This window comes from Neobacillus cucumis (genome assembly GCF_023715505.1).
Genome location: NZ_JAMBOH010000005.1, coordinates 38,066 through 54,319, shown reverse-complemented (window position 1 = coordinate 54,319; position 16,254 = coordinate 38,066). Strand labels below are relative to the sequence as shown.

The following is a 16,254-nucleotide window of genomic DNA, read 5'->3' as shown; positions in this document are numbered from 1 at the left end:
AGCAAATGTAAAAGGATGTGAAACAATGGAGTCCTATGACTTGGTTATTTTAGGCGGAGGACTGGCCGGCATGTGTGCTGCAGTAGAGGCAGGAGAGAAGGGGGCCAGTGTCCTCCTGCTTGAAAAACAAGATGAGCTTGGCGGGAGCACCGTCTTAAGTTCGGGATATATGGCATTTGCAGGAACTGATATGCAAGAGGTGGCAGGCATTGTGGATTCCAGTGAATCCCTTGTAAAAGACCTGAGTGAAGTTGGCGGCGGCGTAAATGACACATCGCTAATAACGTTTTATGCTCAGAATCAACTGGAAACATATGAATGGCTTGTGGGGCAGGGGATAGAATTTCGCTCCTTAGAAGCGGTAAGCGGCCACAGTGTTCCCCGTGGACATATTATTGATCCGCATCAAGCCATTCAAGCACTATATAAAAAAGTAAAGCAGCTTCCGAATGTAACCATTCGATTTTGTACACCTGCAAAGCGCCTGCTAAAAAACACGGGAGGACGAATCGATCGCGTCCTTTATGAGCTGGAAGGGGCCGAACAGACAGTTGAAGCGACCAAAGGGGTAGTTGTAGCTTCTGGTGGCTTTTCTAAGGATGAGGCATTGCTTGGACAGTTTGCCCCTCAATTAAATGGAGCCCTTAGAATTGGCGGTAAAGGGAATCATGGAGACGGTATTAAAATGGCCTGGGAACACGGGGCATGGGTCAGTGATTTGCCTTATTTGAACGGAACATACGGATTCCATCCAAGCGCATCCGGAGCAGTTAAAACGCAGGGTCTGGCCTTTTATAAAGGTGCCATCATGGTTAACCAATTGGGAAGACGTTTCGTTAATGAGTCTATTTCCTATAAGCTGCTCGGAAAAGCAGCGTTCGAGCAGCCTAATAAAGTTACTTATCAGGTGTGGGATCAAACTGTGATGGATAAAAGTGTGGCAGATGACCCGCTTTATGATTTAGAGCTGCTCCGCCGACGCCGTCTCCTTTATAGTGCGGATACATTAGAAGAACTGGCAGATTGTATTGATGTACCTTTGGAGGTACTGGAAGAAACCATTTCTAGATACAATCAGGGAATTCAAACCGGTGAGGAGCTAGATTTTGGCAGGAAGACGTTAACGCATAGCTTTGGAAGGCCAACTCCAATTGAAAAGGCACCATTTTATGCATTTGAATCAACAGTGGCCATGCTGGCAACTTATGCAGGAGTCGCAGTCAACTCCGCTGCACAGGTCCTTAATCCGTTTGGTGAGCCAATCCCGGGATTGTATGCTGCTGGGGAGGTAACCGGCGGGTTCCACGGTGCTGGTTACATGACTGGAAGTTCCCTTGGGAAGGCAGCCGTGTTTGGCCGGGTGGCTGCGGCTGAGGCATTATCGGGGGCAGCTAAAACTTATTAAAGCCTATAATTTGACATTGCTAGTAAAAATGAAGTTCCGCCGATATATATGCAAAAACCGCCGATAAACTTGTGAAAATCGCTGATATTTATAAAAAAACGATTAGGTAAAACAAATTCAAAGATGAAAAGAGCTAAAACTTTCCTATTAAATTAATAGACGAAAAAAAGGAGGTAATGAATGTGAAGATCTGGCATCAAAGCTTAACCACGATTGATCGGGTTCCCGAGTATCGCAATGCGATTGTCAATCATGTTCGCAAGATTGCTCGATCCGGTGTGGAGGTGGTTTTACATGGAATGTCGGAAGAAACCTATCCAACCCATTATCCTGGTCATTTTATTACCTATTCTTACCTGCAAAACCTACACCGTGAACAGTTTGTGAGGGCGGCCTTACTAGCTGAAAAGGCTGGTTATGATGCCATGTTTATAGCGACTATTCCCGATGTGGGTCTCTTAGAGGCACGTACTCTTGTCGATATTCCGGTAGTTGGCTATGGCCAGGCCTCCTTTCATATGGCGTCCATGCTTGGAGATCAAATTGGCGTTGTTAATTTCCTAGGACCGCTTGCCGATGAACTTCGGCAAAATGCCGCCCGCTATGGTTTAGGCAATAAGCTGGGTCCAATTGTTCAAACAGATGTAGGGTTTGATCATGTCCTAGCTGGTTTTAGTGATCCGGAGCCTGTCATTGCTTCTTTTAAAAATGCGGCAGAAATGGCGATTGCTGAAGGGGCTGATGTCATTGTTCCGGGAGAGGGACCGATGAATGTGTTCCTCGCCACCCATGGCGTTTCAAGAATTGGCGATGTCCCGGTGGTAGATTCCTTTGCTGCTGGTATCAAGATGTGTGAGTCCTTAGTGGACTTACGCAAAAACTCAGGTGTCTATATGACGAGGCGTGGATATTTCAATGCCAAACCACCTGCAGAAGCGGTGGAAAGACTCCGTGAACTTTACAACCTCGAAGGGTCCCCTGACCCAAAACAGGAGCGGGGATTAGCTGTTAGAGGAAGCGAAACTAACTCCGTTAAGTAAAATGCACTTTAATAAAAAAATAGATTTTAAGAGAACGAGGTGATGAGGGAATGCATATTGTCGTATGTCTTAAACAGGCTTATGACCCAGAAATTACACCACGACATTTTAAGATCGATCCGAAAACAAAACGTCCGGAAAATGGTGACGCAGATATGGTCTTGGACTCTTTTGCTGAAAATGCACTAGAACTGGCTATTCAGATTCGCGACAAAACACCGGGCGCTATCGTTACTGCACTCTGCTTAGGTGACGAAGAATCAGAAGATGTGCTGCGCCGGGCGCTCGCCTTCACCGCTGATCATGCCGTAAGAGTTTGGGATGATGAATGGAAGGATTTAGATGGTCAGGCAGTTGGACATATCCTTGCCCAAACGATTAAGGAACTTGGCAGCGTGCAGTTAGTTTTAACTGGCTGTCAAGCAAGTGATATAGAGGAGGGACTGGTGGGACCAGTACTAGCTGAAGAGCTGGAAATGACCTGTCTAACCTTAGTCTCCGAAATAGAAATAGATGCTGGAAATATCAAGGCATCTTGTGAGGGGGAGGATGGGTGCACCGTGGTAAGTATTCCTGCTCCAGCTGTTTTCACGGTTATTAGTTCTGAGACAAATGTTCCGAGGCTGCCGAAGGTAAAAGATATCAGGCTGGCCAGAACGAAGCCAATCAAAGTATATGAGTCGGATGATTTAGAACTGGATGCAGAGCGCTGTCAACCGTGGGTTAAACTTGAACGGGCATATGTGTTAAACAGAGAAAGCACTTGTGAATTTCTGCCTGGTACGGATGGGGCGGAACTCGCGGGTGAATTAGCTGACAAGCTCTTGGCACTCAAGATTCTATAGGAGGCCTTAAAAATGTCAAAAATTCTTGTTTTTGGAAATCAGCAGCGAGATGCCTTAAGTTTCGGTTCTCGGGAAGCGTTAGCGTTTGCCTGCCATTTAGCGGACAGCACAGGCGGGGAAGTTGCAGCTGTATTAACAGGGCCTGCTGTCGTGACTGGTTCAAAGGAGGCATTCGCTTTCGGTGCTAATAAAGTTTACACGGTATCAAATCCTTTGCTTGCCGAATATCAGGTGGATGTCTATGTTGATTGTCTTTATTCAGTATTTAAACAATCCGGTGCAGATATTTTTGTCTTTCCCTTTGATCGAATCGGGAAGGACCTCGTCGGCCGCATAGCTGCGCGAATGGGAGCATCGGCAATTACGGAAGTAGTTGATTTTAAAAAAGAAGGTCAAAAAATCACCTGGGTTCGTCCAATTTATGGAGATAAGGCATTCGGAGAGTATACAGCCACACGACCTCAAGTGGTCGCTGGTATCCGCCCAAAGAGTCAAATCTTGCCTTTACCTGATGAATCACGAACTGGAGAAATTATTTCTGTTGACTACAAACCTAAGGAAGATTTAGTTTTAACAAAGCTTGTCGTCAAAATTCAATCTGCCTTGTCCAATATCCGCCTTGAGGATGCAACTATTATTGTTTCCGGCGGTCGAGGGCTAGAAGGCCCTGAAGGTTTTGCTGAACTCGAGGCCCTGGCAGATGTGCTTGGGGGAGCAGTGGGTGCATCCCGAGCTGCATGTGATGCAGGCTGGGTGCCTACCAATCTTCAGGTTGGTCAGACAGGTGCGGTTGTTGCTCCCGACCTATATATAGCGGTTGGTATTTCAGGTGCCAGCCAGCACTTGGCCGGAATTACCAATGCCAAAACGGTTGTGGCGATAAATTCAGATGCAGAAGCGCCTATTTTTAAACGGGCTGATCTTGGTGTAATTGCTGACTATAAGCAGGTCGTTCCTGCACTGACCGAGAAACTAAAAAAAGTATTAGTATAGAAACTATTAGCAGGATCCTGATGGACATTGGAGGTTCCTGCTTCTTTGATTCTGAAAATTTTGATATTATTATACCTATGAAAGGTGTGATTAATTTGGTTGTTCAACTAGAGAATGTCTCATTATTGAGGGATGGGAAAATAATCCTCCAAGATGTTAACTGGGAAATTGAAAAAGGAGAACATTGGGTGTTATTTGGTTTAAATGGATCAGGAAAAACAGCTATTTTAAATTTACTCAATGCCTATTATTTTCCGACAAAAGGAAAAATTACCGTACTAGATATGGAGTTTGGAAAAACCTATCTAGGAGAAAAACTTCGGAAGCAGATTGGTTTTGTTTCATCATCGCTTCAAGAAAAGTTTCACCCGGATGATAATGCATTTGAAGTTGTCTTAAGTGGTGCCTTTGCTTCAATTGGTCTTTACGAAACTCCCACAGACGAAATAAGAAAAAAAGCAATTTCACTTCTTGAGGGGTTAGGCTGTATCGAATATGCCAATCGCAATTATACTACCCTATCACAAGGGGAAAAACAACGCGTCCTCATTGCACGGGCACTGATGGCCAATCCGTCCTTGCTGATTCTTGATGAACCGACAAACGGATTAGATTTTATAGCACGGGAACAATTGCTGGAGTCGGTTGAAAAGATTACCGAAAATCAGGATGCCCCAACAATTATTTATGTCACTCACCATGTGGAAGAAATCCTGCCTGTTTTCACTAAAACGTTGCTTTTGAAAAAGGGACAAGTATTTGCCTCTGGAGAAACGCAAGATATGATTGCTAGTATCAAGCTGACAGAATATTTTAATCTCCCTGTTAAGGTCCACTGGGAAAATGGACGACCACTATTGTCAAAACGGTCCGCAAAAGAGATAGTTAGTTATTAACAAATTAATAGTAATTATAGGTATAATAAGAATGGAGTTTTTTTAAGGAGAGAATGAAACATGAGAATCATTAAAGCCATTCTTATAATAGCCGTTCTACTTATATCATCATCGTGCACAAAAGATACTCCTGATTCTAAAACAAAGGAGATCAATAAGGAGAAGCAAGAGGAAGCAGCTGAAAAAGCAAAAGTAAAAGCTGAAGCGGAAGAAAAAGCAAAGGCTGAAGAAGCCAGAATAGCAGAAGAAAAGGAAAATGCTGAGAAAGCGGCACAAGAAAAACAAGAAGCGGCAAAACAATCACCGGAAGAATTAGCGAAGAGTCTCGGTTTAGAGTTAATTAGTGTTGAAAGAGTGGTTGATGGAGATACCTTTGTAACCTCCGATGGACGAAAGGTCCGTTTAGTCGGCGTCAATACACCGGAATCGACCACCCGACATGAGCAATATGGGAAAGAGGCAAGTAACTATACACATTCAAAGTTGACTGGAAAACAGGTATGGATGCAGAAGGATATTTCCGAAACGGATCGTTACGGCCGCTTGCTAAGGATTGTTTGGTTAAGTGTCCCTTCAAATGATATGGATGAAAATGAGATAAGAACAAAGATGTTTAATGCTGATTTAGTTTTGAACGGATACGCAGAGCCGTCAACGTATCCTCCGGATGTTAAGTACAGTGATTATTTTGTCAAGTTTGCAAGAGAGGCAAGGGAGGCAAATAAAGGTCTTTGGGCACTAGGCGCTCAAGGGACAACGAAAGGTGATTTGGATTCAAGCTCAGGTAACAATGGTTCTGGAGCTTCAACAGGCGGGGATACATCGAATGGCTCTACTTCAGGCAGTGGGTCATCAACCAATGCCGGTTCGGAGTCCTTTAAGAATTGTACGGAAATGAGAAAGGTCTATCCGAATGGAGTGCCATCCACTCATCCTGCTTATGAATCAAGGCATGACCGTGACAAGGATAACTGGGCATGTGAACAATAAAACAAAGACTGCCTTCCAAATGCGGTCTTACTATTAATTCTAGAGGCTGATTCAAACGGTCGTTACCATGTCGACTTTTTGAGTCGGCCTCTTTATTTTCTGGGAAAGACTTTTTTGCCCTATTCTTCGGCATACAGTAGGATTTTCCTGGCGGCTTAAATTCAAATAGTAATTAGTACCTATGATGAATAGAACCATTTTCTTATTTTTGGATAATTCAAAAAAGTGCTAATGATGGAAAAATAAACCCGAACTATAATCAATCGAGTAGGAGGTGATAGATGGTAAGTTCAAATGTAATCGCTTTTGATAACTTTATCTTGGAGCTTTTCTTAGAGATGAATGGTGGCCTACATAACTATGTCAGGTAGATTGTAAGAAAAGAACAAGGGGAAAAAGTGCAAGTTTAAATTTATCGGGGTAAGGAATTGTATTCATTTTTAGAGGAGGAGTTATTGTGAAAAGGAAAGTGATTCTTAAAGTTCTAACTATTTTTACTATGATGTTGGCCATTATAGGGAGTTTTGCTACTTCACCTGCAGAGGCTGCACCGAGTAATTATAAGTTTGACTTTGGCAATGGCCAGGTAGAAAAGGGCTATATTGGTGTAAGTGCTGATGAGAAATATGATGAGAAAAAGCGTTATGGCTTCAATACACCGGAAAATATGATCAATGTGCCAGCGTCTGGAACAGGTGTGGGCAGTGATGCTGTCGAGTTTTTAAAGTTTGGCACAAAGAGTGAAAATACTTTTAACGTAGATCTGCCAAATGGACTTTATGAGGTTAAGATCACCTTAGGGGACACAGCTAGAGCAAGCGTTGCGGCCGAAGGTGTCTACCAAGTGATTAATATGACAGGAAATAATGCGACTGATTCGTTTCAAATCCCAGTAACTGATGGCCAACTAAACCTACTGATAACAGAGGGAAAGGTGGGCACTAGGTTTACGCTAAGCGCCTTGGAGATTGATAAGCTTTCACACCATCCAGAAACAAATCGCACCATCTATATCGGCGGGGACTCAACTGTTTGCAATTACTATCCACTAGATAGCAGCATCCAAGCAGGCTGGGGACAATTACTGCCGAAATTTGTTGATCCTGAAATTTTCCAGGTGAGAAACATGGCTTCCGGCGGCCAGATTGCCAGAGGCTTCTTATATGATGGTCAGATGGAAGCAATTTTAAAATACATTAAGCCTGGAGATTATTTTATCCTTCAACTTGGTATTAACGATACAAATCCAAAAAATACGACGACCGAAGCACAATTTAAAGAGTATATGCGAGACATGGTACAACAAGTAAAGGCGAAAGGAGCGACTCCTATCTTATCGACACCGCAAGGCAGGGCGACAGACTTTAATACAGAGGGCGTACACAGTTCTGTAAACCGTTGGTATCGAAATTCCATTATCGCTTTAGCTCAGGAGGAAAATGTACCATTAGTAGGTTTAAATGTGTTAAGTTCTGCTTATTTCACCTCTATTGGACCTGCTGCCACTCTTGCACTTTATATGAATGGTGATACATTACACCCAAATCGAGCAGGAGCAACAGAACTTGCCCGAATCGTAGCTGAGGAATTAAAAAGACAAGGTTTGGATGGATTTACAGGAGAAGAGAAAAAGAGTCATTAAAATAGAAAACGCTAATTTAACATTATATCTTGTTAAATTAGCGTTTTTCTTCTGGGATTTCTGAAAAACTTTTATTAGTGCTTAAAAGTAACTAATCTTGCTGACAATGTCGTGACACGGCCATTTTTTCCCGTTTCCCTAATCGTTATCGTATGTTTTCCATTACTAAATTTGGTAGTGTTGAGTGGGTAATGAAAGCCAGCTTTTCCATTATTATATTGAGGATAAGCTTTTTGGACATCCAATCTCGTATCTCCATAGACAGCCTGTCCAGCCTCTTTACCGTCTACCATTACATCAATTTTTGCTACTTCGCTCTCATCCAAAAACCAGCCAGACACATTTTTGGTCCCGCTAAGAGTTGTACCAGATACCGGATTGTCCAAGTACCCTCTGACATTGGCAATCGTTATGGTTTTACTAGGCAATGTCGTGACACGGCCGTTTTTTCCAGTTTCTCTAATCGTTATCGTATGTTTTCCATCTCGAAATTTCTTGGTGTCCAGGGTATAATGAAAGCCAGCTTTCCCATTGTTGTATTGAGGATAGGCTTTTTGGACATCTGCTCTCGGATCTCCATAGGTGGCCTGACCAACCACTGCTCCGTCTAGTAATATATCAACCTTTGAAACACCTTTTTCATCCAGGAACCAGCCTTTCACCAAACTTAGTCCTTTAATAGTAGAACCGTTCGCCGGTGTATCCATCACTCCGATAGATGGGTAATGTTTAGGTATTTCATTCCAAACTAAACTTGATATTTTATTAATCGTCTCAATTCCATAGGAGAGAGACTTATTATTGGTTGTCAAAACTGCAATCACATAACTTTTCCCTTGTCCATTTATGTATCCTACACTATTGACAAATAATTTACTTGGCGGATTGGAAGTCACCCAGCCGTTTTTTAATGCGATACTAACACCTGATGGCACTCCATAACCTGTACCCCAGCGTTGATCCGCCTGTACGTTCCGCATAAGGTTAAGACCGTAAGCTCGCTGGGCATTCGTTAATAAGGAATTTGGATAAGCAAAGTATTTCATCATGGTGAGCTGATCCGAGACAGTTGTTGTGGTACGTCCCCACCAGCCTCCGGTACCGGCAATTGTATTAGTCATTCCGACTTTTCGAAAAAAGGGCTGGACACCTTGTTCACTGCCAAGCTGCCGCCAGATCGTACTTGCAGCACTGTTATTACTATTTTCTATCATTCTAGTTAGCAATGAATTCTCATAGGAGGTAATCGGTATTTTTCGATAAAGTACATCCGCAAGCATCGACATTTTAACAACACTTTCGGTATAGTAGGTTTTAGAAGGGTTGTATGTATAGGTTTTTCCTGTGTTTGCATCGTAAACTCCAACGGAAACCGTGTTACTTCTTGAAGCAATATAATTAGTTACTTCAGGTCCCAAAATGGTGTTTGCAGATGCGTAAGAAGGCCTGCTATACGACATCATTAATACCCCCGCCAAAGCCATTACAGCCATTTTCTTAAACAAATTCATTTCTCCTTCCTTTCAAATTGGTAATCTATGATCCTTCCTTTATAATACTGCTTTTCTAATTAAAAACACTATAGTAAATTACATTATTGAAAATTCTGAATAATTGTGTTACTCTCATAGTCAAGGTAATTGGCAACATGTACCAACTAGTAGAAAATATAATTATGAAAGCGCTTTAATGGTTCTGGTTTGAAGGAAAATAAAATGAATGTAGGGGGATTCATATGGATGTAAGTGGAATCTTAAAGGTTGTTGCAGAAAGTAAGCTTGTTTACCCAAGCCTAGAAAGACAATCTAACACTTCAATTGGAAGCAGTAAGGCTTTTCAAGAACTTCTTCAAAAATCCCAACAAGATCCCGCAAACTTTTGGAACGATGTGGCGAAGGAACTATTTTGGTATGAGCCTTGGCAAAAAACAATAAGTGGAAGTCTTCCAGATTTTCGTTTTTTCGAAGGCGGAATTAGCAACCCGTGTGTAAACTTACTTGACCGTCATGTGCAAAACGGTGCAGGAAATCGCACTGCACTTATTTGGGAGGGAGAAAACGGGGACACGAAGTTTTTTACATATAATATGCTGCTGGCTGAAGTGAACCGATTTGCGAATGTTCTTCGTTCCTTCGGTGTGAAAAAAGGGGATTGTGTGGCGATTTTCCTTCCTAATTTGGCTGAAGCAATTATTGCTGTGCTCTCTTGCTTTCGGATTGGGGCTATTTACAATACTGTTTTTTCAGGGTATTCCGAAAAGTCCCTGAAAGATCGTCTTGTTAGCTTTGAGCCAAAGATTATCGTAACGACCGACGCTACGACAAGAAGGGGAAACAAAGTTTCCTTGAAGGAAAAAGTGGATAGGGTAATTCCAGATATTCCATCTATTGAAGCCGTAATTGTCGTCAATCGCCTAAATACAGAAATTAATATGACAGAAGGACGTGATTACTGGTGGGAGGAACTAACGAAAAAGGCAAGTGTCCTTTGTGAACCTGAGAGGCTTGAGGCCAATGAATATGGAATTGTGTTTTATACTAGCGGTACAACCGGAAAGCCCAAGGGTGTTGTTCATTCAGGTATGGCCTTTGTGATCCAAAATTACATCTATAGCAAATATCATATGGACCATCATGATGATGATGTTTTCTGGTGTACGGCAGATATTGGATGGTTGACGATGCATATTTGGGGCATTGCTGGTGCACTAGCAAATGGAGTCACCACGGTTGTGTATGAAGGATCGATTGACTATCCAACGAAAGACAGATTTTATCAGGTGATTGAGAAATACCGTATCAATAAATTGTTTACCGCTCCAACCGCATTGCGGATGTTAAAGAGTCTGGGTGAAGAGTTAATAGAGCAATTTGATTTATCGTGCCTTGATGTTATTTCCCTAGTTGGTGAACCTTTTGACCCAGAATCATGGCAATGGACGTATGAAGTATTAGGAAAGAAAAAAGTATGTGTCAACAATACATGGGGACAAACAGAAACAGCGGGTTGCCCTATCGCTGGTGCAGCATGGTTAACCCCAATGAAGCCGGGATCTGCCGGAATGCAATTTTTAAGTGCCGATATAGCTGTAGTGGATGAAGAGGGAAACCCAGTTCAACCTGGCAGGTTAGGAAATTTAATTATTAGAAGTCCATTCCCAATGCTCTGCCGCACGCTTTGGAAGGAACCGGAGCGCTATATTTCCTCTTATTTTAGCCAGATTGAAGGCAGCTATTTTGCTAGTGACTTGGCCTTGATTGATGATGATGGCTATGTTTGGGTCGTTGGCCGTTCTGATGATGCCTTTAATGTTGCCGGACATCGCTTGAGTACAATGGAAATTGAAAGTGCGGTCCTTGAATGTACAGGAGTTGCAGAAGCGGCTGTAATTGGTGTCCCGGATGATATCAAAGGAGAGGTACCGCTCGTATTTGCCCGGGTAAATGACCTTACTATTGGGACCGATACTTTAAAAGAAAAAATAAATGAACGCATTGTACAGCTTATCGGAAAAATTGCCCTGCCCAAAACCATTATTTTTACCGAAACACTACCAAAAACAGTAAGTGGAAAAATCATGCGCCGCTTATTAAAGGAAATTTTCCTATCAGGAAAGGTTTCAGGTGATATTACAGGTCTTGAAGATCCAGCAACAGTAGCGCAGATTCAAACGATTCTCAATGGAAGGTCCACTGTGAGGTAAAAGGAGGTTTAGAAAATTATACACACTGCCAGAAAAACCCTTGCTATGGCAAAGGTTTTCTGGCAGGTGAATTGTCTGCTCAAAGCGGTAAAGCTATTGATGAACAACAAGCAAAAGTATTGGTATCATTGTCTAGTAACCTATAGATATGAAATCGAAGGCTCAGAATGAAGAATTAGAAATCTGAGAATCATTTGAACAAGTTTAAGGAAAATAAAAATAGGGTACCGAAGGAGTGGGTAATTCATTTACCTGCTCTTTCTTTTTGATACATACTTTCGTAAGGAGGATCACAATGGTAAATAAGAAGGCAGTACAATTAGAGAATTTTTCAATTGATAATGAAAAAACGGCACCTTTGACTACCAACCAAGGACTGAAAGTGTCTGAAGACGAATTCTCATTGAAGGCTGGCTTAAGAGGACCAACATTGATAGAGGACTTTCACTTTCGAGAAAAAATGACCCATTTTGACCATGAACGGATACCAGAAAGGGTTGTTCATGCCCGTGGCGTAGGGGCCCACGGGATCTTTCAACTCTATGAATCTTTGGTTGAATATACAAGAGCTGACTTTCTCACTGACATTTCCAAAACAACACCAGTTTTTGTGCGTTTCTCAACTGTACAGGGCTCGAGAGGATCGAGCGATACGGTTCGTGACGTCCGCGGATTTGCGACCAAATTTTATACAGATGAAGGGAACTTTGATTTAGTCGGTAATAATATGCCAGTTTTCTTTATTCAGGATGCAATTAAGTTCCCTGACTTTGTACATGCTCTAAAACCGGAACCACATACGGAAATTCCACAAGGGGCAAGCGCTCACGATACGTTTTGGGATTTCATTGGCCAAAACCATGAATCCGCCCATATGGTTATGTGGGCCATGAGTGACCGTGCCATCCCACGCAGCCTACGGATGATGGAGGGCTTTGGTGTGCACACATTCAGACTGATTAATGCGGATGGTGAAGCACATTTTGTCAAATTCCACTGGAAGCCTCTTCTTGGTGTACAATCACTCGTCTGGGATGAAGCACAGAGAATTGCAGGTAAAAACCCTGACTTCCATCGCCAAGACTTGTATGAAGCGATTGAGAAAGGAGATTTTCCAGAATGGGAGCTAGGCCTGCAGATCATTCCTGAAAAAGACGAATTCGAATTTGACTTTGACATTTTAGATCCGACAAAATTATGGCCAGAAGAAGAAGTTCCTGTAAAGATTGTTGGTAAAATGACCTTGAACCGGAATGTTCACAACTTTTTTGCCGAAACAGAACAAGTCGCTTTTCATCCTGGTCATGTCGTACCAGGCATTGATTTTTCAAACGATCCTCTTTTACAAGGCCGTTTATTTTCCTATACGGATACACAGCTTTCTCGCTTAGGAGGTCCAAACTTCCATCAGATACCTATTAATCAACCTGTCTGTCCGTTTCATAACAATCAACGGGATGGAATGCATCAGATGATAATCCATCAAGGGCAAACAAGCTATCATCGAAACGGTTTAAATGCCAATCAGCCTGAACTGGCGCCGGTTGAACTAGGGGGCTATGAATCTTATCAGGAAAAAATCGGGGGCCGTAAAATTAGAGGCCGAAGTGAAAGTTTTCTAGATTTCTACTCTCAAGCGAAGTTATTCTACAACAGTTTAGCTCCATTTGAACAACAGCACTTGAAGGATGCACTGAGCTTTGAGCTTGGGAAATGTAGATCGGATATGGTTAAAAATAACGCGGTGGCGCTTTTAAATCATATTGACCGGCAAGTAGCGGAAGAAGTCGCAGGCAATATTGGAGCAGAACTTCCTGAGGAAAATCTTGAAGTAAAATCGGATAAAAAGTCTCCTGCCCTTAGTATGGCAAACACAGTTAACCAATCAGCTACTAAATGTGCAGCCATTTTGTTAGATGGCGATCCCGATGATGAAAAATTAACAGATTGGATTAGAACGCTGGCCCAATATAATATCAATTATAGCATTGTGGCAAAAAAGATATATTCGATTAGTCCTGCTCTAAAAGTAACAGATACGTTCGATACGGCAGATTCCAGTCTTTTTGATGCAGCAATTTTGGTTAGTACGAGTACAGAAGTCGAGCCGTCTATATTGGAATTTATGGAAACCACCTTTAAACACTTCAAACCTGTGGGAGTGGCGGTTAAAGAACTCCAAGCTCTTGTGCGATGCCGTGTGAAATTAGATTCACCTGGTGTTTACGATTTAACTAAAGTTGATATTAATCCATTCATAGAGGGAATGGCAAAAGGGCGTTTCTGGGAACGTTCGTTATGAAGATTTTACTAAACAATTTGAAAAATAAGTCCTACTTCAGAAGAAGTGGGGCTTATTTTCTTTGCCATAATTCTCATTAAAAAAGTAGTTAACCAGCCAAAGGGGAGTGATTAACTAGTTTTTTTTACGTCCAAAAAAGAGTATTCGAACCTTTGACCTAGAGTTTAGGAAACTTAGATAATGCTGTGTTAGATTATAGAGTGTTAGATGTAATTCAAGATAAAGGGAAATCTGTTACTAGGTGTATTTACTGGATAGGAAGCAGATGTTACACGGAAAAGTAAAGTATATTAATGAAACCCTGGCATGAAGAACCTGCTGAAATGTCTATTTATGTTCTTGAAAAGTTCAATAATCACTCTCATTAAACACCTCAAAATCATATATGCTTATTTTGAAAACTTTTAGATAGGCTTTATTTTTAAGAATCCACTAAATTGGAAGAGTTGAGAGGAAAGTGCTTTGATGAATGTTAAAACGGAATTAACGAGGAATGACGTAATTTTTTTTATAGATATGATTGATTCAGTTTGGAGCCCGAATTTTAAACCCCAAATATTTAAACAAAAGCCATATTATAAAATTTTGAACCAAAAAAATTCAGATGATTATAAACGATTTTTGGGTGTTTACAAAGCTATCAGACATGTCTTAACAGAAAGGGAACTAACAGTTTTAGATGAAATTTATGGTGTGAATAAAGAAGCTTCTCAATTAAAAACAATTGCTGCAATTTTAAACATTTCCCCAGAGCGTGTTAGGCAGATAAGTAAAGAAGCGGAGAATAAATTAGCCAAAAAACTTTTGTCCCAAATTAAAAAATGTAACTAATATAAACTGTTTAAACAAAATAAAACGCTGATTAAACGCAATATACTAACCAACATAAGAGTGGTTAAATAACGTCTTATCAGCGTTTTCATGTTTTTACGTCCCAAAGAGGATTCGAACCTCCGACCTACAGTTTAGGAAACTGTTGCTCTATCCTGCTGAGCTATTGGGACAAGTTAATAAAAAATACTTTGTTCCTACACACAATTAGTGAACCCGTCCTGATCTCAGTATGATTACTCTAGAAGCAGCTCGATCAGTACGCTGAAGTAAACTCACTGAAGCAAATTCGAACGTGCTGAGCTCATTGGGACAATAGGAACGTTATTAATTATAATAAGTTATTAAGAAAAGGTCAATAAAAACTTGATTTCATGCAATGGGTAAGTTCCTCTCCACTTCTGTTTTCCTTCCAGTCTTTTCTCGAAACAGTAGCCAAACCATCAAGCTCAATGTGATCAATAATCCTTCCAAAGATAATATATACCAAGGGTAGGGACCGAGAACATCTAACAGGCTGGCGCTGTCTGGTTTATGGCTTAAGAACATATAATTTCCTCTAACTAGTTTATTAATAATCATAATGATTGGCATCAACACATTCAAAAAAATAAATAACTTTAAAACAGACCAGATGGTTGGTCGGTAGCCCTTTGCCCAGGTAAAATAGAGCGGCACCCAAATGCTCATTAAGTGAGTATAAAAGAAATGAAAAAAACGAAAATGCGGGAAATCATAATTTAAAAATGGTGTGAAAATCGCCTGAGAAGCTCCTAATAAAGCGGTAAATAATAAAATCTCGTAAATGAGCTTTTTTCTAGTTAGTAGTAAGACGATATTTAAAATCAGGCTGATGCTGCACAATTCTAGTGGGATTGCATGACTGACATCCCAGCTGCCATTGATGATCATCCAGAAGTGATAGGTAGCTTCTATTAAAATTAATGAAATTGCTGCGCCAATCTCCCACTTTCTTGTCTTATCTGATTTTAGCTTGTCTCTGAAAATAAAAATGTTTACAGCTCCTATGAATAACAGGGCAATAATCATAAAGTGACTAGCGGAAAACATTTCAAAAGCATAATATTTGAAACTGCGGCCAAACCACCCCAAAAGAGCACCCCCTATATTTTGTACTTTACCATGATTTGAATTCAGAAATAGTCGAAAGTTAGAAGACCGGAAAAGAAATTTACTCTTTAATTTGGCAAATATTCAACGGGTGCCCGACACAGGCTGTATATGATATAATAGTTTGTCGAAGAAAATCGAATATGAAATGCAGGAGTTAGTTATTAGATATATAAGCTTGAGGACAGAAAAGGTGAGCAGAGAGCCAAAGATGTCCGCATGAAACCGTCATGAGGACAGAAAAGACGAACAGAGAGCCAAACATGTCCGCATGAAGCGGTCATGAGGACAAAAAAGGCGAAAAAAGTGCCAATCGTGTCCGCATAAAGCCGTCATGAAGACAGAAAAGACGAGCAAAGCTCCAAACATGTCCGCATGAGGCCGTCATGAGGACAAAAAAGGCGAGAAAAGGGCCAAATAGTCCACATGAAAGCGCCATTAGGACAAAAAGAGCAAACAAGCAACCAAAATTGTCC

The 16,254-nt window shown here is 41.3% G+C and carries 12 protein-coding genes and 1 tRNA gene; 10 read left to right on the top strand and 3 right to left on the bottom strand.

Features of this window, described 5'->3' with window-relative positions:
• Positions 1-25: 25 nt before the first annotated feature.
• The 7 genes from M3226_RS09305 (at position 26) to M3226_RS09275 (ending at position 7,811) form a co-directional block, all read left to right on the top strand.
• Entirely contained in the window at positions 26-1,405 is a 1,380-nt protein-coding gene (locus M3226_RS09305; RefSeq protein WP_251564645.1) for an FAD-dependent oxidoreductase, read from the top strand.
• A gap of 182 nt (positions 1,406-1,587) precedes the next feature.
• Positions 1,588-2,445 carry an aspartate/glutamate racemase family protein gene (locus M3226_RS09300; RefSeq protein WP_251564641.1) on the top strand — a complete coding sequence of 286 codons (858 nt, stop codon included), beginning with the start codon at positions 1,588-1,590 and terminating at the stop codon, positions 2,443-2,445.
• Positions 2,446-2,495: 50 nt separating this feature from the next.
• A complete protein-coding gene (locus tag M3226_RS09295; RefSeq protein ID WP_251564638.1) occupies positions 2,496-3,290 on the top strand; it encodes an electron transfer flavoprotein subunit beta/FixA family protein in 795 nt (264 codons plus the stop codon).
• Positions 3,291-3,302: 12 nt separating this feature from the next.
• Positions 3,303-4,283: an electron transfer flavoprotein subunit alpha/FixB family protein gene (locus M3226_RS09290; RefSeq protein ID WP_251564637.1), complete on the top strand. Its 981-nt coding sequence runs from the start codon at positions 3,303-3,305 to the stop codon at positions 4,281-4,283.
• A 95-nt stretch (positions 4,284-4,378) separates the two neighbouring features.
• Entirely contained in the window at positions 4,379-5,179 is an 801-nt protein-coding gene (locus M3226_RS09285; protein ID WP_251565130.1) for an ABC transporter ATP-binding protein, read from the top strand.
• Positions 5,180-5,239: 60 nt separating this feature from the next.
• Entirely contained in the window at positions 5,240-6,169 is a 930-nt protein-coding gene (locus tag M3226_RS09280; RefSeq protein ID WP_251564635.1) for a thermonuclease family protein, read from the top strand.
• A gap of 499 nt (positions 6,170-6,668) precedes the next feature.
• Positions 6,669-7,811 carry a rhamnogalacturonan acetylesterase gene (locus M3226_RS09275; RefSeq protein WP_251565128.1) on the top strand — a complete coding sequence of 381 codons (1,143 nt, stop codon included), beginning with the start codon at positions 6,669-6,671 and terminating at the stop codon, positions 7,809-7,811.
• A 74-nt stretch (positions 7,812-7,885) separates the two neighbouring features.
• Here the strand turns inward: M3226_RS09275 and M3226_RS09270 are convergent, their stop codons facing one another.
• A complete protein-coding gene (locus M3226_RS09270; RefSeq protein WP_251564633.1) occupies positions 7,886-9,316 on the bottom strand; it encodes a serine hydrolase in 1,431 nt (476 codons plus the stop codon).
• A gap of 230 nt (positions 9,317-9,546) precedes the next feature.
• On the opposite strand from M3226_RS09270, the gene M3226_RS09265 reads away from it, so the two are divergent.
• The 3 genes from M3226_RS09265 (at position 9,547) to M3226_RS09255 (ending at position 14,647) form a co-directional block, all read left to right on the top strand.
• Positions 9,547-11,514 carry an acetate--CoA ligase gene (locus tag M3226_RS09265; protein ID WP_251564631.1) on the top strand — a complete coding sequence of 656 codons (1,968 nt, stop codon included), beginning with the start codon at positions 9,547-9,549 and terminating at the stop codon, positions 11,512-11,514.
• A gap of 295 nt (positions 11,515-11,809) precedes the next feature.
• The gene (locus M3226_RS09260; RefSeq protein ID WP_251564629.1) at positions 11,810-13,816 is read left to right on the top strand and encodes a catalase; all 2,007 of its coding nucleotides are present in this window, start codon (positions 11,810-11,812) and stop codon (positions 13,814-13,816) included.
• 465 nt (positions 13,817-14,281) lie between these two features.
• Entirely contained in the window at positions 14,282-14,647 is a 366-nt protein-coding gene (locus tag M3226_RS09255) for a sigma factor-like helix-turn-helix DNA-binding protein (RefSeq protein ID WP_251565126.1), read from the top strand.
• A 99-nt stretch (positions 14,648-14,746) separates the two neighbouring features.
• Here M3226_RS09255 and M3226_RS09250 read toward each other — a convergent pair.
• Together M3226_RS09250 and M3226_RS09245 are read right to left on the bottom strand one after the other, a co-directional pair.
• Positions 14,747-14,820, bottom strand: a tRNA-Arg gene (locus M3226_RS09250).
• Positions 14,821-15,019: 199 nt separating this feature from the next.
• Positions 15,020-15,760, bottom strand: a complete 741-nt coding sequence (locus M3226_RS09245; RefSeq protein ID WP_251564628.1) for a YwaF family protein — start codon at positions 15,758-15,760, stop codon at positions 15,020-15,022.
• Positions 15,761-16,254 lie beyond the last annotated feature (494 nt).